A 19,930-nucleotide genomic window follows, 5' to 3' on the forward strand; every position below is an offset into this window, starting at 1 on the left:
AATGATGATTTATCCGTGGCAGGCCGACGACTGGAACCGCCTGCAGCAGTTGCGCGGCCACTGGCCGCACGCCCTGTTGCTGCACGGACAGGCCGGAATCGGCAAGCTGCGCTTCGCGCAGCATCTCGCGCAAGGCCTGTTATGCGAGGCGCAGCACGCCAATGGCGAGCCGTGCGGCGCGTGCGTGGCCTGCAACTGGTTTGCGCAAGGCAATCATCCGGATTACCGGATCGTCGTGCCCGAGGCACTGGCCGCTGAAGCCGGCCTCGACAACGCCGCCGACGAAAAAGCCGACAAGGCCGAGGGCGAGGAAGGCAAGAAGACCCGCGCGCCCAGCAAGGAAATCAAGATCGAGCAGATTCGCGGCTTGCTCGACTTCGTCGGCGTGGGCTCGCACCGCGGCGGCGCGCGCGTGGTGGTGCTGTATCCGGCCGAGGGGCTGAACATCGCCGCGGCCAACGCGCTCCTGAAAACGCTCGAAGAGCCGCCGGCCGGCGTCGTGTTCCTGATGGTGTCGGCGCGCATCGACCGGCTGTTGCCCACCATCATCAGCCGCTGCCGCCAGTGGCCGATGAGCGTGCCCGCGCCGCAGGCGGCGGCGCAGTGGCTCGCGGCCCAGGGCGTGGCCGACGCGCCCGCGCTGCTCGCCGAAGCCGGCGGCGCGCCTCTCGCGGCGCTCGCGCTCGCCGCCGACGAGAACCGCGCGCTGCGCGACTGGACCCTCAAACAACTCGCCGCCGGTCCGGATTGCGACGCCTTCGCCTGCGGCGAAGCGCTGCAGAAACTGCCCGTGCCGCTGGTGCTAGGCTGGCTGCAACGCTGGATGTACGATTTGCTGGCGCAGCGCACGGCGGGAGCGCCGCGCTATTTTCCGAACGCTTCGGCGGCGTTGACGCGCTGCGCGTCGCAAGCTGACGCCAGCGCGTTCGCGCGCTTCATGCGCACCGTGACGCGCCAGCGTGCCGTCGAGAACCATCCGCTGAATGCGCGGCTGGTGTTCGAGGAGCTGTTTATCGGCTACCGCGAGCTGTTTGCCTGATTTCAACGCACCATGAGCCTCTCCTACCGCGACGCCACGCTGGATGACCTGCCTGCCATCGTCGACATTTACAACTCGACCGTGCCGTCGCGGCAAGTAACCGCCGATCTCGAGCCGGTCAGCGTCGAAAGCCGGCTGGCGTGGTTTCATGCGCACGGTCCGCACAAGCGCCCGCTGTGGGTGGTGGACGATCCCGAGCAACCAGGCCGCGTGATCGCGTGGCTGAGCTTTTCCGACTTTTACGGCCGCCCGGCTTACCAGCGCACCGCCGAAGTCAGCATCTATCTCGACGCCGGCGCGCGCGGCAAAGGGCTGGGAAAGCAACTGCTGGCGGCGTCGCTGGCCGCGGCGCCCGCGCTGGGCATCGACAGCGTGCTCGGATTCATCTTCGGCCACAATGAGGCGAGTCTGCGCCTGTTCCGCGCCTTCGGATTCGACACGTGGGGCTCGCTGCCGCGCGTGGCCGTGCTGGACGGCGTGGAGCGCGATCTGGTGATTCTCGGCAAGCGGCTCGATGCGGCTGAAGCCACCACCACGGCCTGAATCACCTCGAACTATTCCATAAGCCGGGCCCTCAAACCTGCGCGCTTCGCGCAAGACTCCCGAGAGGGAGAAACCCGAGACGGCCCGCTGCTTTCTCACACAGGCTGCTTTTTCATACGGTTAACGCAGGACATCACCATGTTTGTCGATTCGCACTGCCATATCAATTTCGAAGGACTCGCCGACCGTCTGCCCCAGGTGCTGGAGAACATGCGCAGCCATTCGGTCACGCATGCGCTGTGCGTGTCGGTCGATCTGGAAACGCTGCCGTCCGTGCTGGATATCGCCACCCGCTACGAGAACGTTTATGCGTCGGTGGGCGTGCACCCGGATCACGAGGACATGCGCGAGCCGAGCCTCGCCGAACTGGTCGAACTGGCCGAGCATCCGAAGGTGGTGGCGATCGGCGAGACGGGTCTGGACTATTACCGTCTGGAAGGCCGCACGATCGCCGACATGGAATGGCAGCGCGAGCGCTTTCGCACGCATATCCGCGCGGCGCACGCCACGGCCAAGCCGCTGATCATTCATACGCGCGCGTCGTCGGAAGACACGTTGCGCATCATGGCCGAGGAGCGCGCGGGCGTGCCGGGCGGCGTGATGCATTGCTTCACCGAGCCGTGGGCCGTCGCCGAGCAGGCGCTGGCGCAGAATTTTTACATCTCGCTCTCGGGCATCGTTACATTCAAGAGCGCCACCGACGTGCAGGACGTCGCGCGCCGTGTCCCGCTCGAGCGCCTGCTGATCGAAACCGACTCGCCGTACCTCGCGCCGGTGCCGTATCGCGGCAAGCCCAATGAACCTGCGTACGTCAGTTATGTCGGACGGTTCATCGCGCAGCAACGCGAGATGCCGGAGGCGGCGCTGGCCGCCGCCACCACGCAAAACTTTTTCCGCCTTTTCAAGCTGTCGCCGCCCGCCGGTGCGTAACACGGGCGTGTAAGCATAAAGGCAATAAATATCAAATGGATAGGAAAGTTTCCTAAAGTTAAATATGAAGAAAAATTCGATGTCGGCCGTCGCAGTTCAAGAAACCTCCAACACCGGCGCGCTGGTCGCCGCGCGGCGCGGCGTCTCGCGTCTGGCGTTCGCGGCCACGCTGAGCTGTGCGGCGCTGGTGTCGCTGCTGGCCGCGCCGGTCCAGGCGGCACCGATCGATTCGCTGATCAAGTCGGTCAAGTTCGACGACGTCAATGGCGTCAACAAGCTGCTCGCCCAAGGCATGGACCCGAACAGCGTGGACAACCAGGGCATTCCGCTGCTGGTGCTGGCCGCGCGCGAGAAGTCGGACAAGGTCGGCGCGGCGCTGCTCGCCAATCCGAAAACCAACATCGAGATCCAGGACAAGGCCGGCGAGAACGCGATGATGATGGCCGCGCTGAACGGCGATCTGGACTTCGTGAACCAGCTGATCGCCAAGGACGCCGAGGTCAACAAGAAGGGCTGGGCGCCGCTGCACTACGCGGCCGCGAACGGCCATGACGACATCGTCAAGGTGCTGCTCGATCATTCGGCCTACGTCGACGCCGGTTCGCCGAACGGCACCACGCCGCTGATGATGGCCGCGCGCGGCGGTCACGTCTCGACCGTGAAGCTGTTGCTCGACAACGGCGCGGACCTCACGGTGAAGAACCAGATCGGCATGACGGCGCTCGATTTCGCCAAGACCTACAAGGAACCGGACGTGGTCGAAGGGCTGACCGCGCGTCTGCAGCAGATGCAGCAGAAGTAAAGCGCGCGGCGCGGCGGCTCGTGAGTTCGCGGCCGCCCGCCAACGCGGCGAGGCCGCTGCAGCGCCGGCCGCAAAAAAGTGCCTGAAGATAGCGGCCGCGGGCATGCTTGAGCTTCGCAAAACAGTGCAGAATGACGACTTTGGCGCGCCGCGTGGGCGCGCCGCCAGAACACGGCGAACCATCGCCTGATAAACGACCCTGAAAAGGAACACCATGCTGCGGGCTTTGATTTTCGCCAGCGCGTTTGCCGTACCGCTATCGGCAGCCGCGTTTACGGGAGGCGACCTCAACAAGCTGTGCACGAAGACGGATGTGGCATCGCGTAGCGCATGCGCCGCATATATCGAAGGCGCCGCCGACGGCATCTTCAACACCATCGACGCAATCGGCGGTACGACCGGGCCGCGGGTCGGCCAGTACTTCTGCCTGCCGCAGGACGCGCGCTCGGCGCAACTCACCGACGCGGTGCGCAAGTACATTGCCGAGAATCCGATCGTCGCGGGCTACAACGCCAGCACGGCGATTTCGCTCGGGCTCGGCAAGGCGTTTCCTTGCAAGAGCGGCAATTGATCCGAATGCGGATCTGAATACGGATCTGAAGCGCCGCCTGGCGCGGCCCGGATCTGGCGGGCCCGCATATTGCGTGACTTGAGGCGATGCGCGCAGCCGTTTCCCGGCACGGGACCTTGCTGGCAGATGCCGGTAAAGTGTCCGAAGCGCGCTGACCCACCCGGGAGGACATGCAAGATGGGCCGACTGATCGTCGTGTCGAATCGCGTCGCGACGCCGACGGAAACCAAAGGATCTGCCGGCGGACTCGCAGTCGGCGTATTCGGCGCGCTGAAGGATGCGGGCGGCGTATGGTTCGGCTGGAGCGGCGACGTGGTCAGCGAGACTGTCGCCAACGCGGGTCCGACGCTGGAGCAGGACGGCGCCGTGACGTTCGCGACGGTCGGGCTGACGCGTAAGGATTACGACCAGTACTATCGCGGCTTTTCGAACGCGACACTGTGGCCGGTGTTCCACTATCGCAATGACCTCGCACGCTACGAGCGCGAGGAGTACGCGGGCTACCGGCGCGTCAACGCGTGGCTCGCGCATAAGCTGATCAGGCTGCTCGAGCCCGACGACGTGATCTGGATTCACGACTACCATCTGATCCCGTTTGCCGAAGCGCTGCGCAACGAAGGGATCACGAATCGCATCGGCTTTTTCCTGCACATTCCGTTTCCTGCGCCGCAGATTCTGCTTAACATTCCGCCGCACGAAGAGTTGGTGAAGTCGCTCTCGTGCTACGACCTGCTGGGCTTCCAGACCGCCACCGACCAGCTGGCTTTTCACGACTACGTGACCCGCCACGCACGCGGCACGGTGAGCGCGGACGGGCTCGTCGAAGCGTTCGGCCGCAAGCTGCGCACCGGCGTCTACCGGATCGGCGTGTTTCCCGATGAAATCGCCGAGCAGGCCAAGCGTTACGAAAGCCGCCAGCACGTGCTCGAACTGAAGCAGAGCCTGGAAGGCCGCAAGCTCATCATGAGCGTCGACCGGCTCGATTATTCGAAGGGCCTCGTCGAGCGATTCCGGGCCTTCGAGCAACTGCTGGAGCGCTCCCCGGAATGGCGCGGCAATGTCACGCTGGTGCAGATCGCGCCGCCGACCCGCTCGGACGTCGCCACCTATCAGAAGATTCGCCAGGATCTGGAGTACGAAGCAGGGCGGATCAACGGCCGCTACTCGGGCCTCGACTACACGCCGATCCGTTATCTGAATCAGCAGTACGACCGCTGGAAACTAATGTCGCTGTTTCGTGAATCTCAGATCGGCTTTGTGACGCCGCTGCACGACGGCATGAATCTGGTCGCCAAGGAGTACGTCGCCGCGCAGAATCCCGACGACCCCGGCGTGCTGGTGCTGTCGATTTTCGCTGGCGCGGCGGCCGAGCTGTCCGGCGCGCTGCTGGTCAATCCGCATGATGCGATCGGCATGTGTGACGCGTTGCAGCGCGCGTTGCAGATGCCGCTCGATGCGCGGCAGCGGCGTCATGAGATCAACATGGCGGCGCTGCGTAAGAACGATCTTGGCGTATGGCGTGACAGCTTCCTGAGCGATTTGCGCAGCGTGCCGGTTCAGCAAACTGGCACAGGCGGCGGTCGCTAGTGATGAGGCGTGTGGACGGAATTGCATTGCCGCGCTTATTGCGACGCGTATTGCGGCGCGCCACGCCGCGGACGGTGGCCGCATGCTGACCACCCTGGCCGTCGCCGGTTATCGGTCGCTGCGCGAGCTGATCGTGCCGCTTGGCCGCCTGAACGTGATCACGGGGGCGAATGGCAGCGGCAAGTCGAGCGTGTATCGCTCGCTGCGGCTGCTGGCCGAGACCGCGCGCGGCGGCGTGATTACCTCGCTCGCGCGCGAGGGCGGCTTGCCGTCGACCTTATGGGCCGGCCCCGAACGTTTTTCGCGGGCCATGCTGGCCGGGGAGTCGCCTGTCGAGGGCACGCGCCGCAACGAGCCCGTGAGTCTGCGGCTCGGGTTTTCCGGCGATCAGTTCGGCTATGCGATCGATCTGGGGCTGCCGGTCGTCAATGAAGCCACGCGGTTTCCGCTCGATCCCACCATCAAGCGCGAGTGCATCTGGAGCGGGCCGGTGCTGCGGCCGTCCGCGTTGCTGGTCGACCGGCACGGCCCGGCCTTGCGCACACGGGACGAGCGCGGCGACTGGCAGACGATTGCGCAGCCCATCGCCAGCTTCGACAGCATGATGACGGAGTTCTCCGACCCGCGCACCGCACCGGAGATGATCACCGTGCGCGAGCAGATCCGCTCGTGGCGCTTCTACGACCATTTCCGCACCGACGCCGAAGCGGCCGCGCGTCTGCCGCAGATCGGCACGCACACGCCGGTGCTGGCAAACGACGGCGCCGATCTCGCCGCGGCGTTGCAGACCATCCGCGAGATCGGCGACCCGGCCGCGCTCGACGCCGCCATCGACGATGCCTTCCCTGGTTCGCGCCTCGACGTGACGACGCAGGATGGCCGCTTCGAAGTCGTGATGCATCAGCACGGCCTGTTGCGCCCGCTCAAGGGTGCCGAGCTGTCGGACGGCACCTTGCGCTATCTGCTGCTGGTTGCCGCGCTGCTGACGCCGCGCCCGCCAGCGCTGCTCGTGCTGAACGAGCCGGAGACGAGCCTCCATCCCGACTTGCTGCCGGCTCTCGCACGCCTGATTGCGCGAGCGGCGATGCATTCGCAGGTGCTGGTGGTGTCGCACGCGGCGCGCCTGATTGCGTCGCTCGAGCGCGAGGAGGCGAGCGAGTCGATCGTGCTGGAGAAGCACTTCGGCGCGACGCGCATTGCCGATGCCGACGAGCGCGATCTGCCGGCCTGGAAATGGCCCGCGCGCTAGCGGCGAGGCCGGCCGCTTATGACGGTGGATGTAAGATGACTGTAACAGCGCCGATTAAATGCAAGACGAAGGGTTTTTTGCGGCACGGTGGTGAATAATGATCCGATGCCGGTGGTGCACGCGTGAGCGCGCGGCCATCGCATGGATCGCACGTACTGGCGTCAGGATGCCTGGCGCCGCTGACGCGTACCGCCGCAGGCGCAAGCCGTCAGTTCACGGAGACACAAGATGAAGATTGCGCAGATCGCCCCCTTGACCGAATCGGTGCCGCCGAAGCTGTATGGCGGCACGGAGCGCGTCGTGTCGTATATCACCGAGGCGCTGGTTGAACTCGGCCATGACGTGACGCTGTTCGCGAGTGGTGACTCCGTCACCAGTGCGAAGCTCGAACCCGTCTGGCCGAGCGCGTTGCGGCTCGATCCCGGCATTCGCGACCGCGTGGCGCCCCATATGCTGCTGATGGAACTGGTGCGCCGCCAGGCCGAGAATTTCGACGTCCTGCATTTCCATCTCGACTACTACTCGTTTTCGGTCTTCAAGCGCCAGGAGACGCCGTTCATCACGACCATGCACGGCCGCCTCGACTTGCCCGAACAGCAGCCGGTGTTCGACACTTTCGGCAACGTGCCGGTGGTGTCGATTTCGAACTCGCAGCGTCATCCGCTGCCGCAGGCCAAGTGGCTCACCACCGTCTATCACGGCTTGCCTGAGCAGCTCTATACGCCGCAGCCGGTCGAGCAGAAGTACCTTGCGTTCCTCGGCCGCATCTCGCCGGAAAAGCGAGTGGATACCGCCATCCGGATCGCCGGCCGCTGCGGGATGCCGATACGCATCGCCGCGAAAGTGGACGCCGCGGACCACGAGTACTTCGAGCGCGAGATCCGGCCGTTGCTCGATTTGCCCCATGTCGAGTTCATCGGTGAAATCGCGGATCATCAGAAGGCCGAATTTCTCTCCGGCGCGCACGCGCTGCTGTTTCCGATCGACTGGCCGGAGCCGTTCGGCCTCGTGATGATCGAAGCCATGGCGTGTGGCACACCGGTGATCGCGTTCAACCGCGGCTCGGTGCCGGAAGTGCTGGACGACGGCGTGACGGGCTTTATCGTCGAGGACGAGATCGGCGCGGTGGCGGCGGTCAACCGTCTGCACAAGGTGCCGCGCGCGGGCGTGCGGCAACGCTTCGAGGAGCGTTTCACGTCGCACCGCATGGCGCAGCAGTATGTGGACGCGTATCAGTCGGTGATTCGCGCGCAGAAGCGCTCGCGCTTCAAGGTCATCGACAGCTCGGGAAGCTGAGCGGCGAGTTGAGCAGGAAACAACCGGCTGACCGGGTAGGATAAAAAAACGGCGATGCGCTTCAAGCTCATCGCCGTTTTTTTGGGGGGGCCGCATGGCTCGCGGTGGCTGAGGTAGTTGCATCAGGCAAAGGCCGCACAGGAGAGTTTGCGGCCCACAAAAGCTCTCGCATGTGGCGCCTGCCACGATGCAAAAAGCCGACTGCACGGCACAGCACCCGACCCGGACACCGCTGCTGACGGAAACCGGCGGATCAGGCGCCTCCCCGCAAACCGGCAGGTGAATCGCGCAACTAGATTTTCAGGCGCGAGACCTTGGTGCCCTGGAGCGACAGATCGCCCATCAGGCCGGTGTTCGTCAGCACGAAGACTTCGACCGGCGCGGTCGCCGTGTTCGTGTCGATTGCGCCATTGGCGCCGACTTTCACCAGCGCGACGGAGGCGTCGCCGCCGACCGACCAGCCGTCGGCATTGCGGAACGAGTCCAGCGAGTCCTGCGTCATGAACAGGAAGATGATTGCCTTCGACTGCGCGCCTGCCTGCAGGCCGACCGAACCGGAAATCGTGCTGTAGTAGCCGACCGACGAGCCGCCCACGCGCAGCGCGCCTTCGCCATACTGGCCGCCGACGATGAAGCCCACTTGCAGGACTGACGGGAACACGAGGACGCCGCGCGCCTTCGAGACCAGTTCGCGCGAACCCTTCACCGTGGTGAAGAGCCGCGACATGGTGCCGTCGACGCTGGCGTCGATCGACTGGCGTTTGGATGCATCGGTGGAAGGGGTGTCTTTGCTGGGGCCGTTGGTCGTGCAACCAGCCAGCGTAAGGCCTCCGAAAGCGAGCGCAGCGGTAGTCTTCAACATGAAGTTGCGTCTTTGCATCGTTTTTCTCCGTGATGGTTCCGGGGCGCAACCTCGTTTGATGTTTTCGGGTTGCCTTTGCGTTATATCACACGCAAGCGCAAAAGGCGCGCTTCCTGGTTACGCGAAAAGCCTTGTGTGGCGGGCGTTTCCGGCAATTCGTAGCGCATCGCGCCGACATTTTTGGCGGTGGTGCAGGAGGTCCGGCGGCGACGCGCGCAGCGTGTTCGAAGGGACGCCGGCACGCGTGTCCGGGGTTCGGCGAAACCCTGGACGGACGCTTGGAGGCTACGGTCCCGGACGCGCGTTGTAACCGGTTCGAGAGCTCGGTGCCGGCTCATGAAAACAAACTGAAAGTGTTGCCTTGACGCCGCAAATCGGGTTTTTCTGTCGAAGTCGGTTTGACGCGAGTGAACCGGGAGCGTTGCGGTGCGGGTCCTGGGCTTTTGCGGCGGTGTGCAGGCGACCGCGGCGCGTGGCGCAGCATCATCCGTGATTCGCCGGACTTTTGACCGGAGGCGGGCGCCGCAGCGCGCGGCGCACCATGCCGATCAACACGCCGATCAGGAACAGGGTCACGGCCGGCACGACCCAGTAACCGACGAACGCATGCCAGAGATAGCCCATTAGCGTGGCGCGGCGCACGCTGTATTCATTGCGGGCCTCCTGCTGACGCGGCGCATTGGCGGCCAGCACGTCGGCCGGGCAGCCGGCGGCTTGCGCTTCATCGGGGTTGCCGTGGCAGCGCGCGGGTGCGCCCGCGGCGCGTTGGGCGTCGGTGAAGGTCCACGTGGTCAGCGCGCGCTCGAGGTCGACCTTGTTGTAGGCCATTTCCTCGCGAATCTCGTTGACCGCAACGATCGCCACGGGCACGGCCCAGAATACGATGACGACCAGCCACCGCCTCAACCAGCGGTTTTTATGCTTCGATACCATCCTTGCCTCCGATGGGTGCTCTGCAGCACCAACGACAAGATGGCGGCCCGTCTAATGTTGTGTGTGGGGTGGGCCGTCTCCGCAGCCATCATAGAAGAAAAACGGCGCGTTCGCGCGGCTGGCCTGCGAAGGTCGGGCAGTGTGACGAGCGCAGCGAGGAGAGGCGAGCGGCGAGGAGGGTGACGGCGCGGAAAATCGACGCGCCGCTCTGTTCTGGCATGAAGCGGAAGCCGCCGGGCGCCGCGCTTGCCGCGCGGCGCGGATCCCGACTGTTTAGTTCGCCGGTTTGTTCGACAGGCAGGTCTTCATGAACGCCTTGCGGTCATCACCCTTCTTGTCGGCGGCTTGCGTGTTGCAGGCCTTCATCTTGTCCTGCTGGCTCATCGGCGCAGCAGCGGCCGGTTTGTTCGACAGGCAGGTCTTCATGAATGCCTTGCGGTCGTCGCCCTTCTTGTCGCCGGCCTGCTTGTTACAGTCGGTCATTTTCGATTGCTGGCTGTTCGCCATGGCCGGCGCGCTAGCCGCGGTTTGTGCGAACACCGGGGAAACGAAGACCGAGCTCAGAACCAGCGTAGCGATTGCGGATTGGATTTTCATGTGACACTCCATCGGTGGGTGAAAACGTTTTTGATTGTTCATGCGCGCGGGTGTCAACGGCATCCGGGACCCTCGGGCACGTCCATTGTGGCAACTGCTGTCTGCCAGAACGGACAGAAGGGCGTTCCGGTTGACACATGCTCACGCAGGTTTTCCCTTATGGAGAGCGGTCTGAAGGTGCGTGGGCGGTATGAAATACCGAGTCGCGCCGATGCCGGGTATTGTTATGCAATGTTATGCAATCCCGATCAAATGGATGAAGTAAATTCAAACGACTTTAGCTTCCCGCCATTCGACGAAATTGGCGAAAAATTGCAAACACCCATTTCGCATTGCTGCACACGCAAATGAATAATAAATAGCAAGGAAAAGCATACTGGAGATCGTATGCGCAATATCGGCGGAAATGCATGGCGTGCCGCTGCGCCGCCAGTCCGTTGCCGCAAGCAGGCCATAGGAGGCTCGCCATGCACTACCTGTTGATGTATGACCTCGTATCCGACTACCTCGAGCGTCGCGGCGCGTATCGCGACGACCATCTGAAGCTGGCCTGGGCGGCCGCGGAGCGCGGCGAGCTGCTGCTGGCCGGCGCCTTGACCGAGCCGACCGACGCCGCCATGCTGCTTTTCGAGGGCGTCTCGCCGGCCGCCGCCGAGGCTTTTGCCAAAGCCGACCCGTATGCGCTCGCCGGGCTCGTCACGCGCTGGCGCGTGCGCGAATGGATGACCGTGGTGGGCGACGGCGCGGCGAAGCCGGTGCGCTGAGACCGACGCCGTCCGTCACTCCGGAGGCGACCCGCGTGACGCTATAAAAAATGCATAAAAATATCGCGTCGCGGGCATGCAGGATTAATAAATGCCATTTGCCTGTCATGCCAGCATGTTGTGCTTTGCAATACCACATTCCGGCGTTGGAACCGGCACGATCTCTGTTACAGCAATGCGTGAAAAGACGCAGCAAAAAGGACAAGATTGTTTCTTTCCGTAACACTTGTCTCAACGATATTCACGCAAACCCTGGGGATGGTATGCTTCGTGCACAAATTCTCCCATGCACGAGTGAGACCACGTTTTGTGCTTCGCAATAGGGACAAACCGCACTATCTCAGGGCGGTATTGACCAGGCAACAGAACGTACAAAACATATTTGTGCAACCGAGGGTCGCACACGGGTCGAAAAAATGAATCCGTGGCAGGCCCAACGCCGCGGCCCGGCCAGGCCGCGTGGAGAAAAATCCAATGTTTTTCGATGAGCTAAGCAATGACGAATGGGCGCTGCTGGCAGCGCTTGTCTCTGACGAGCCGGCCGTCCGTCTGAACCGACGCGGCCGGCCCCGCGCCGAACCACGTATCGTGGCGAATGCCGTCCTGTGGATTCTGACAACCGGCGAGCCCTGGTCGAAACTGCCAGGCCGCTATCCGTCGGGTCCGACATGCCGGCGCCGGTTTGAAGAATGGCAATTGAACGGCACCCTCCTCGAGATGGTTCGGCTGTTGTCGCAAACCGGGCGCACCTTCGCGTACGTCCCCGAACCGGCGCCGCCCGTCGCGGCCAAACCCGTGGCACCGGTTGCCGAAACGCCCAGCGTGCGTGACGAAAGTCTGCGTGGCGTGTCCTGGAAGAGCCCCGAGTCGTGGCAGGCGCCAGGTGCGTCCAGCAGCCTGAGCCGCTGGCATCCCGCCGATCCGATCGCCGACATTACACGTCAGCTGTCGGGCATGACGCATGCGCAGCCGGCCATGCCGGGCGTGCCGGGTGTGCGTTCTCAACCGGCGGCCGCGCAGGCGGCGCCCGTGGCGCGGACCGTCGTGCGTGCGGGTTTGCCTCGCGCGGACGAAGCACGCGCGGTCGGCGCGGCCATGCATGATCTGGAATCCGCCATCGCGTCGGCGCGCGGCACACCCGTGCCTGAACGGCGCCACCCGGAACAGCGCAGTCCGCTGTCGATGAGTCTCGCTCCGCGCGGCACGGAGATCGCCGACCGTCGTGGCTATCTGATCTATGTCGCGGCCGAGCGGGTGCCCAACGCCATGTATCGCGCATGGGCGGAGATCATGAAAGACGGCAAACGCGTCGAGCGTTCCGGCCTCGTTGGCCCGCGCTTCGCGGAAGCGGACGCGGCGGAGCACTACGCGCTCGAATGGGCGCGGCAGTGGATCGACCGCGAATGCGCGACGCAGGCGGCTGCCGATTCCGTGGCGGCGCAGGCGGCAGCGCAGGTGGCGGTTCATGCGTCCACTCACGCCACCGTGAACCGCGCAGTTGCGGTGCCTGCGCCTGCCGTGGCGCGTCCGTTGCCCGCCTTGCGCCATGTGCCTGAGCCGGCCTCGGCGCATCACGGCGCGCCGATACATGGACCGCTCAATGGTTTCCGTGGTCCGTTGCGCCGTTATCCGGGCGAGCCGCCAGCACCCGCGGCCAGCTCCGAAAGCAGTGCATCAGAGCGCTTTCCGTCGTACACAGAACTCATCTCCCATGCGGGGTGAGCGGGGCGGCTAGCGCAGCAGTTCCCCGCGGCCGGTCAGGAGCAACCGCCGCAGGTTCCCGCTTCATTCGTGGTTCGTGGTGATTCACTGGTGTTGCCTGAAGTTGACTGAAGGACGTCGTTCGACGACGCCCCCCATCGACGCGCGTTACTGGCGTCCGTAGGTGTCGTCGAAGCGCACGATATCGTCTTCGCCGAGATACGAACCGGACTGCACCTCGATCATTTCGAGCGGCATCTTGCCCGGATTCTCGAGGCGGTGGGTGACGCCCAGCGGAATATAGGCCGATTCGTTTTCAGAGACGATAAAGCGCTCTTCACCGCGCGTGACGAGCGCCGTGCCGCGCACAACGATCCAGTGTTCCGCGCGGTGATGATGCATTTGCAGCGAGAGCCGCGCACCCGGTTTCACCACAATGCGTTTGACCTGGAAGCGCTCACCCGTATCGACGGAATCGTAGTTGCCCCACGGCCGATGCACCTTTCGGTGGTTGGCCGCTTCGAGCCCGCCGTCGTTGCGAATCCGGCCCACGATCTTCTTGACGTCCTGCACACGCGACTTGTCGGCGACCAGAATGGCGTCGGCGGTTTCGACCACCACCAGATCCTGCGTGCCCACGCAGGCAATCAGGCGTCCTTCTGAATGGGCGAAGGTCGAGGCCGCGCCTTCGAACATCACGCGGCCGCGGCCCACGTTCTGATCGGCGTCCTTGTCCGAAATGTCCCAGATCGCGTCCCACGAACCTACGTCCGACCAGCCTGCCTGCAAGGGCACGACCACGCCGGAGGCGGGGCTCTGATCGTTGCCGAGCTGCTCCATCACCGCGTAGTCGATCGAGTTCGATGGCGATGCGCTGAATGCGTCGCGCTGCAGACGGAAGAAGTCGCCGTCCGCCTTGCCGCCCGCGAAGGCCGCCTGGCAGGCTTCGTAGATAGCCGGCTGGAAGTGGCGGATCGCCTTCAGCCAGGTCGACGCGCGCATGATGAAGATGCCGCTATTCCACCAGTACTCCTGTGATTCGATATAGCGCTGCGCGAGTTCCAGATGCGGTTTCTCGACGAAGCGGTCGAGTTTGTGCGCGCCGATCTTGCCGGCGGACTCCGCGTCGGTTTCAGAACCGGCGCCGTGTGTGTCGTTAGGCGTACCAAGCGCCTCGCCAATGCGAATGTAGCCGTAGCCGGTTTCCGCGCGGGTCGGCACGATACCCATCGTGACAATATGCCCGGCCACGGCATGCTGCACGCCGGCAGCCACTGCCGCGTGAAATCCGTCGATGTCCGTGACCGCGTGATCGGCGGGCATCACGACCATGATGCCGTCTTCGTCCTGCGCGGCGACCGAGAGGGCGGCCACCGTGAGTGCCGGTGCGGTGTCGCGGCCGACCGGTTCGAGAATCAGCCGGGTCGGTTTGCCGCTCGTGCGTAATTGCTCGGCGGTGGTAAAGCGCTGTTCTTCGTTGGCGACCACGACGAGTTGGCCGGTGAGCGGATAGCCGGCTTCGAGTCCGTCGAGACGGCGCGTGGTGGATTGCAGCAGCGAATCTTCGCCGAGCAGGCCGATCAGCTGTTTCGGATGCTGCTCTCGCGACATCGGCCACAGCCGCGTGCCGGAGCCGCCCGCCAGAATCACGGGATGAACCTTGAGCTTCACGTTCAGGGACTTGACTTGCGTGGACCGGGTGTCGGCGGGGGTGGCCGTAACCGGAGCTGTCATGATGGAACTCCTCGAGGCTGGGTGAATGCATCGAGTTTTATCACGAACCCAGAAATCAATAAAAGCGCGTTAAATAGAAACTATATAAAACGAATAATAAAATTCCCCATTTCATGAAGAAAAAATGTCCGTCTATTTTTTTAAAAAAATAAAAATTACCGGAAAAATTCGCGAACCATTTTTTTTCGTCTGATCATGCCGCAGAATGCTGACGCAGGGCCCGCCGAAAGCTTCGTAGGGAAACACTGACAAAGCGTCAGGGCGTTCTGCAGAAAGGCTCATGGAGCATCATTCAAACGCTCAATCCGGTAACTGTTACCGAGAAAAAGTCGGAAAAAATGATGAAAGTTTGACCGATACAATTTGAGATTTTTGTGGTGTTGCAGCGCGAATTTTAATATCGCTTTATCTATACCTGTACAAGGGTATTCACTCATTCTGGCTCACGATTTCCATTCCGGTTGTTCAGGCGGTTTGAGAGTGGAAAGCAGAAATGCAATTAGCACGGCTTCAATCAGTTTCGCGTTGCGCATTGATTTGCCCGACGCGCTTGCCGGCGTTGCGCATTGCGGCGCCGGCGTGGATTTAAATCAACCAACGGATGGCACTTGACTGACGAACTGAGGGGCAGCGCATGCTGAGCGTTCTATCGAGAATCATCGACATAGCCATGGTCGCGCTCGGCGCTGCCATCGCGTCGGCCGTGCACAGCGGGAAATTCGTGTGGCTGGACGATGTGCAGAGCGTCACGCTCGCGTTCGATTGTCTGCTGGTGGTGGTGTTCTTTCCGGCGCTGGGCATTTATCAGTCGTGGCGCGGCAAGCCGCTGTACGACCTGCTCTCGCGTGTGGCGGGCGGCTGGCTGATGGTGGAAATCACCGGCGTGCTGATCAGTTTCAGCCTGCACCGCTCGGACAGCCTGTCGCGGCTGTGGCTGGTCTATTGGGCCGTTGCCACGATCGTGCTGCTGATCGTCACCAAGGTGATCGTTTATTCGATCTTGCGGGGATTGCGCCGCGAAGGCTTTAACCAGCGCGCGGTGGCGATCGTCGGCGGCGCGCCGTATGGGCGCTTCCTGATCGAGCAGATGCGCAGCCGTCCGGAAGCGGGCTTCAATCCGGTCGTGGTGTTCGATGAAGACGGCACGATCAATCCGTATGAAGACCCGGACGCGGGCGAGGCGATCGAGGGCGTGCCGGTCGAGCGCGACTACCAGCACATGCTGCGCCTCGTGCGCCAGCGCGCGATCCGCGAGCTGTGGCTGGCGCTGCCGATTTCCAAGGAGAAGGCGATCAATCGCTTCGTCACGGATCTGCGCAACGACTTCGTGAACATCCGCTTCATTCCGGATGTGCGCAGCCTGACGCTCTTCAATCAGCCGATGGTCGATCTGCTGGGCGTGCCGGCGATCAACCTGGCCGCTTCGCCGATCACCGATCTGCGCGTGCTGCCCAAGCGCGTGTTCGATCGCCTGTTCGCGCTCGCCGCGCTGACCGCGCTCGCGCCGGTGATGCTGGTGATCGCGGCGGCGGTGAAGCTGAACTCGCCCGGCCCGGTGTTCTTCCGCCAGAAGCGCAAGGGGATCGACGGCAATCAGTTCGAGATCTACAAGTTCCGCTCGATGAAGCTGCACAAGGAAGAGGCCGGCCGGATCACCCAGGCCACGCGGCGCGATCCGCGCATTACCGCGGTCGGCGCGTTCCTGCGGCGCACCAGCCTCGACGAGCTGCCGCAGTTCATCAACGTGCTGCGCGGCGAGATGTCGGTGGTCGGTCCGCGTCCGCATGCGCTCGAACACGACGACATCTACAAGGATCTGGTGAAGGGCTATATGCACCGCTACCGGATCAAGCCGGGCATCACCGGGTGGGCGCAGATCAACGGCTATCGCGGCGAAACGGATCGCATCGAAAAGATGATGGGCCGCGTCAAGCTCGATCTGTACTACATGCAGCACTGGACCTTCTGGCTCGACATCAAGATCGTCGGGCTGACGCTGTGGAAGGGCTTCGTAGGCAGCAACGCCTACTGAGCTCCGGTCACGCGGCGTGCCGCGCAACCGCACTCCTGAATCAACTCCATTTCCCGAGGTGTAATACATGAACCTGACGATCATCGGTAGTGGCTACGTAGGCCTCGTGACGGGCGCATGTCTGGCCGACATCGGTCACGACGTGTTCTGTCTCGACGTCGATCAGCGCAAGATCGACGTGCTCAACAACGGCGGCGTGCCGATCCATGAACCGGGTCTGCAGGAAATCATCGCGCGCAATCGCAAGGCCGGCCGCCTGACGTTTTCGACCGACGTGGAAGCCGCGGTCGCACACGGCGACATCCAGTTCATCGCGGTCGGCACGCCGTCCGACGAAGACGGTTCCGCCGACCTGCAATACGTGCTGGCCGCGGCGCGCAATATCGGCCGCCATATGACGGGCTTCAAGGTGATCGTCGACAAATCGACGGTGCCGGTCGGCACGGCCGCGCGCGTGCGCGAAGTGATCGCGGAGGAACTGGCCGCGCGCAACGCCGCGCATATGTTCTCGGTGGTGTCGAATCCGGAGTTCCTGAAAGAGGGCGCCGCCGTGGAAGACTTCACGCGCCCCGACCGCATCGTGCTCGGTTGCGACGAGGACGTGCCTGGCGAGAAAGCGCGCGAACTGATGAAGCGCCTCTACGCGCCGTTCAACCGCAATCGCGAACGCACGCTGTACATGGACGTGCGCTCGGCCGAGTTCACCAAGTACGCGGCCAACGCGATGCTGGCCACCCGTATTTCGTACATGAACGAGCTCGCGAATCTGGCCGACCGCGTGGGCGCCGACATCGAAGCCGTGCGCCGCGGCATCGGCTCCGATCCGCGCATCGGCTACGACTTCCTGTACGCCGGCTGCGGCTATGGCGGCTCGTGCTTCCCGAAGGACGTGCAGGCGCTGATCCGCACGGCCGCCGATCACAAGGCGAACCTGCGCATTCTCGAAGCGGTGGAAGCCGTCAACGATACGCAGAAGAAAGTGCTCGCGAACAAGATCGTCGCGCGCCTTGGCGAAGACCTGTCGGACCGCACGTTCGCCGTGTGGGGCCTCGCCTTCAAGCCGAACACCGACGACATGCGCGAAGCGCCGAGCCGGCCGCTGATCGCCGAACTGCTGCGCCGCGGCGCGCGGGTGAAAGCCTACGACCCGGTCGCGATCGACGAATCGAAGCGCGTCTTCGCGCTGGATCTGCAGGACGTGCCGCAGCAGCACGCGCGCCTCTCGTTCGTGAAGGAAGAGATGCAGGCGGCCGAAGACGCCGACGCGCTGGTGATCCTCACCGAGTGGAAGGTCTTCAAGAGCCCGGACTTCGATTCGCTCAAAAAGCTTCTCAAGACGCCGCTGATTTTCGACGGCCGCAACCTGTACGAGCCGGACGCGTTGCTCGAACTCGGTATCGAGTATCACGCGATCGGCCGTCAGCACGCGCTGCGCAATGCGCCGGCGAAAGTCGGCGCGCACGGTCTCGCGCAACCGCATGACACCGCGGACGAGTCTGAAGCCGAAACCGGCCGCCAGCTCGCCTGAGTCCGCCCCACGCCTCGACACACGGAGCCCGCCATGTTCGCCAACGTTCTGATCGTCTGCCATGCCAACGTATGCCGTTCGCCTGCCGCCGAGATGCTGTTCAAGGCGCGGCACCGTGTAGCGTCGCGCGCGTCCGCCGCACCGATTGCGTTCCATTCGGCGGGCCTGCGTGCCGTCAACGGCCACGCGATGGATCCGGTCATGCGGCGCCTGCTCGACGAGCGGGGCGTCGCCTCCGACGCCCATCACTCGCGGCGCCTCGACAAGCGGCTCATACGCGCAGCCGATCTGGTGCTGGTCACCGAACGCGCGCAGGTGAGCGGCGTCGAGGCGCTCGATCCGGCCTCGCGCGGCAAGGTCTATCCGCTCGGCAAGTGGGAGGCCGATTCCGACGTCGCCGATCCACACGGCTGCACGGAAACCGCTTACAGGGAGAGTCTCGTGCTCATCGAACATCTGGTCATGGGATGGCTGAAGAAAATATGCTGATGAAACAAATCACCGCAACTTCGTTCGCGAACTTCAAAACGAAATTCGCCGCTACGCTTATGCTGACGTCCTTTTTGTCGGCCTGCGCCACAGCACCTGGCAACTATCTCGACACATCCCGTCTGAAAGACGACGGCCAGCACCAGAATCAGCCGGTTGAAACCTATCCGGTCCATCTGATCGACGCGAGCGTCGTGACCGCGCCGGCGCAAGCCGCCGCCGCGCAGACCCAGGTGCTGCCGACCTCGGCCGTGAGCGACCCGTCGCAGTACGTGTACAAGCTGGCGCCGCAGGACATTCTCGGCATCACGGTGTGGGATCACCCTGAACTGACCACGCCGCAGGGCAGCACGCTGTCGTCGGGCGGCAACACCACGCAGTCGGTCGGCGGCGCCTTGCAGCAGCCGTACACGGCCGCGCTGCCGGGCCAGGCCGATCCCTACGGCCAGACCATCGCTCACGACGGCACCATCTATTTCCCGTTCGTGGGCCGCATCAAGGCCGCCGGCAAAACCGTCGGCGAAGTGCGCGACCAGTTGAGCAGCGGGCTCGTGCGCTATATCCGCAATCCGCAGGTCGACGTGCGCGTGCTGTCGTACCGCGGCCAGAAGGTGCAGGTGACCGGCGACGTGAAGACGCCGGGCCCGCTCGCGGTGAGCGACGTGCCGCTCACGCTGGTCGACGCGATCACGCGCTCGGGCGGCACGACCGACAGCGCCGACATCCAGCGCGTGCGCCTCACGCGCAACAACAAGCTGTACGTGCTCGACGCGAACCGCATGCTCGATGCCGGCGACACCACGCAGAACGTGATGCTGCAAGACGGCGACGTGATCAACGTGCCGGACCGCAGCGACAGCCGCATCTTCGTGATGGGCGAGGTGAAGACCCCGCTCCAGCTGCCGATGCTCAAGGGCCGTCTGACCATTGCCGACGCGCTCACGCAGGCGGGCGGCATTCTCGACACGGACGCCAATCCGCGCCAGATCTACGTGATGCGCGGCATGAAGGATCACCCGACCACACCGGACGTCTATCGCCTCGACATGACGCAGCCGGACGCCATCATGCTGTCCGCGCAGTTCCAGCTGCAGCCGATGGATGTCGTGTACGTGGGCACCGCCGCTTCGACCACCTTCAACCGTGTGTTGCAGCAGGTTTTGCCGACCATCCAGACGCTGTTCTACCTGAAGCAGTTGACGCGTTAAGAGTCTGATCCGTCGACAGGCCCGCGCCGTACCGTCCGTGATGGACGCGGCGCGGGCACGAAGCG

Annotated in this window: 18 protein-coding genes; 14 read left to right on the forward strand and 4 right to left on the reverse strand. The window is 63.8% G+C overall.

The window, feature by feature from the left end; translation table 11 throughout:
* Positions 1 to 4 precede the first annotated feature (4 nt).
* The 8 genes from A6V37_RS32795 to A6V37_RS32830 all read left to right on the forward strand — a co-directional run bounded on the left by A6V37_RS32795 (position 5) and on the right by A6V37_RS32830 (position 8,017).
* Positions 5 to 1,039, forward strand: a complete 1,035-nt coding sequence (locus tag A6V37_RS32795; protein WP_064286797.1) for a DNA polymerase III subunit delta' — start codon at positions 5 to 7, stop codon at positions 1,037 to 1,039.
* A 12-nt stretch (positions 1,040 to 1,051) separates the two neighbouring features.
* Positions 1,052 to 1,582, forward strand: coding sequence for a GNAT family N-acetyltransferase (locus A6V37_RS32800; RefSeq protein ID WP_064268002.1), 531 nt, complete (start codon positions 1,052 to 1,054; stop codon positions 1,580 to 1,582).
* A gap of 138 nt (positions 1,583 to 1,720) precedes the next feature.
* Positions 1,721 to 2,512: a TatD family hydrolase gene (locus A6V37_RS32805; protein WP_064268003.1), complete on the forward strand. Its 792-nt coding sequence runs from the start codon at positions 1,721 to 1,723 to the stop codon at positions 2,510 to 2,512.
* A 64-nt stretch (positions 2,513 to 2,576) separates the two neighbouring features.
* Positions 2,577 to 3,314, forward strand: a complete 738-nt coding sequence (locus A6V37_RS32810) for an ankyrin repeat domain-containing protein (RefSeq protein ID WP_100249390.1) — start codon at positions 2,577 to 2,579, stop codon at positions 3,312 to 3,314.
* Between the two features lie 214 nt (positions 3,315 to 3,528).
* Positions 3,529 to 3,885: a Rap1a/Tai family immunity protein gene (locus A6V37_RS32815; protein WP_013588335.1), complete on the forward strand. Its 357-nt coding sequence runs from the start codon at positions 3,529 to 3,531 to the stop codon at positions 3,883 to 3,885.
* Positions 3,886 to 4,062: 177 nt separating this feature from the next.
* The gene (gene otsA / locus A6V37_RS32820; protein WP_064286756.1) at positions 4,063 to 5,472 is read left to right on the forward strand and encodes an alpha,alpha-trehalose-phosphate synthase (UDP-forming); all 1,410 of its coding nucleotides are present in this window, start codon (positions 4,063 to 4,065) and stop codon (positions 5,470 to 5,472) included.
* Between the two features lie 82 nt (positions 5,473 to 5,554).
* On the forward strand, positions 5,555 to 6,721 hold the full coding sequence (locus A6V37_RS32825; RefSeq protein ID WP_064268005.1) for an AAA family ATPase: 1,167 nt from the start codon (positions 5,555 to 5,557) through the stop codon (positions 6,719 to 6,721).
* Positions 6,722 to 6,949: 228 nt separating this feature from the next.
* Positions 6,950 to 8,017 carry a glycosyltransferase family 4 protein gene (locus tag A6V37_RS32830; RefSeq protein WP_064268006.1) on the forward strand — a complete coding sequence of 356 codons (1,068 nt, stop codon included), beginning with the start codon at positions 6,950 to 6,952 and terminating at the stop codon, positions 8,015 to 8,017.
* Between the two features lie 292 nt (positions 8,018 to 8,309).
* On the opposite strand, the gene A6V37_RS32835 is transcribed toward A6V37_RS32830, so the two are convergent.
* The 3 genes from A6V37_RS32835 to A6V37_RS32845 form a co-directional block, all read right to left on the reverse strand.
* Positions 8,310 to 8,897: a BPSL1445 family SYLF domain-containing lipoprotein gene (locus A6V37_RS32835; protein ID WP_064286757.1), complete on the reverse strand. Its 588-nt coding sequence runs from the start codon at positions 8,895 to 8,897 to the stop codon at positions 8,310 to 8,312.
* A 465-nt stretch (positions 8,898 to 9,362) separates the two neighbouring features.
* A complete protein-coding gene (locus A6V37_RS32840; RefSeq protein WP_064268008.1) occupies positions 9,363 to 9,812 on the reverse strand; it encodes a hypothetical protein in 450 nt (149 codons plus the stop codon).
* 273 nt (positions 9,813 to 10,085) lie between these two features.
* Entirely contained in the window at positions 10,086 to 10,409 is a 324-nt protein-coding gene (locus A6V37_RS32845; protein ID WP_064268009.1) for a PsiF family protein, read from the reverse strand.
* Between the two features lie 467 nt (positions 10,410 to 10,876).
* On the opposite strand from A6V37_RS32845, the gene A6V37_RS32850 reads away from it, so the two are divergent.
* Both A6V37_RS32850 and A6V37_RS32855 read left to right on the forward strand, forming a co-directional pair.
* Positions 10,877 to 11,173: a YciI-like protein gene (locus A6V37_RS32850; protein WP_064286758.1), complete on the forward strand. Its 297-nt coding sequence runs from the start codon at positions 10,877 to 10,879 to the stop codon at positions 11,171 to 11,173.
* A gap of 474 nt (positions 11,174 to 11,647) precedes the next feature.
* The gene (locus tag A6V37_RS32855; protein ID WP_064268011.1) at positions 11,648 to 12,895 is read left to right on the forward strand and encodes a transposase; all 1,248 of its coding nucleotides are present in this window, start codon (positions 11,648 to 11,650) and stop codon (positions 12,893 to 12,895) included.
* 147 nt (positions 12,896 to 13,042) lie between these two features.
* Here A6V37_RS32855 and A6V37_RS32860 read toward each other — a convergent pair whose 3' ends face one another.
* Entirely contained in the window at positions 13,043 to 14,608 is a 1,566-nt protein-coding gene (locus A6V37_RS32860) for a mannose-1-phosphate guanylyltransferase/mannose-6-phosphate isomerase (protein WP_064268012.1), read from the reverse strand.
* A 634-nt stretch (positions 14,609 to 15,242) separates the two neighbouring features.
* Between A6V37_RS32860 and A6V37_RS32865 the strand changes: the two genes are divergently transcribed.
* The 4 genes from A6V37_RS32865 to A6V37_RS32880 all read left to right on the forward strand — a co-directional run bounded on the left by A6V37_RS32865 (position 15,243) and on the right by A6V37_RS32880 (position 19,865).
* The gene (locus A6V37_RS32865; protein ID WP_064286759.1) at positions 15,243 to 16,640 is read left to right on the forward strand and encodes an undecaprenyl-phosphate glucose phosphotransferase; all 1,398 of its coding nucleotides are present in this window, start codon (positions 15,243 to 15,245) and stop codon (positions 16,638 to 16,640) included.
* 67 nt (positions 16,641 to 16,707) lie between these two features.
* Positions 16,708 to 18,168 (forward strand): UDP-glucose dehydrogenase family protein, encoded by a 1,461-nt coding sequence (locus tag A6V37_RS32870; RefSeq protein WP_064268014.1) that lies wholly within the window; start codon positions 16,708 to 16,710, stop codon positions 18,166 to 18,168.
* Between the two features lie 33 nt (positions 18,169 to 18,201).
* Entirely contained in the window at positions 18,202 to 18,657 is a 456-nt protein-coding gene (locus A6V37_RS32875) for an arsenate reductase/protein-tyrosine-phosphatase family protein (protein ID WP_064268015.1), read from the forward strand.
* Positions 18,657 to 19,865 carry a polysaccharide biosynthesis/export family protein gene (locus A6V37_RS32880; RefSeq protein ID WP_425262291.1) on the forward strand — a complete coding sequence of 403 codons (1,209 nt, stop codon included), beginning with the start codon at positions 18,657 to 18,659 and terminating at the stop codon, positions 19,863 to 19,865. The genes A6V37_RS32875 and A6V37_RS32880 overlap by 1 nt, the downstream gene beginning before the upstream one ends.
* Positions 19,866 to 19,930 lie beyond the last annotated feature (65 nt).

The sequence above is a fragment of the Paraburkholderia ginsengiterrae genome, assembly GCF_001645125.1.
GTDB classification, from domain to species: domain Bacteria; phylum Pseudomonadota; class Gammaproteobacteria; order Burkholderiales; family Burkholderiaceae; genus Paraburkholderia; species Paraburkholderia ginsengiterrae.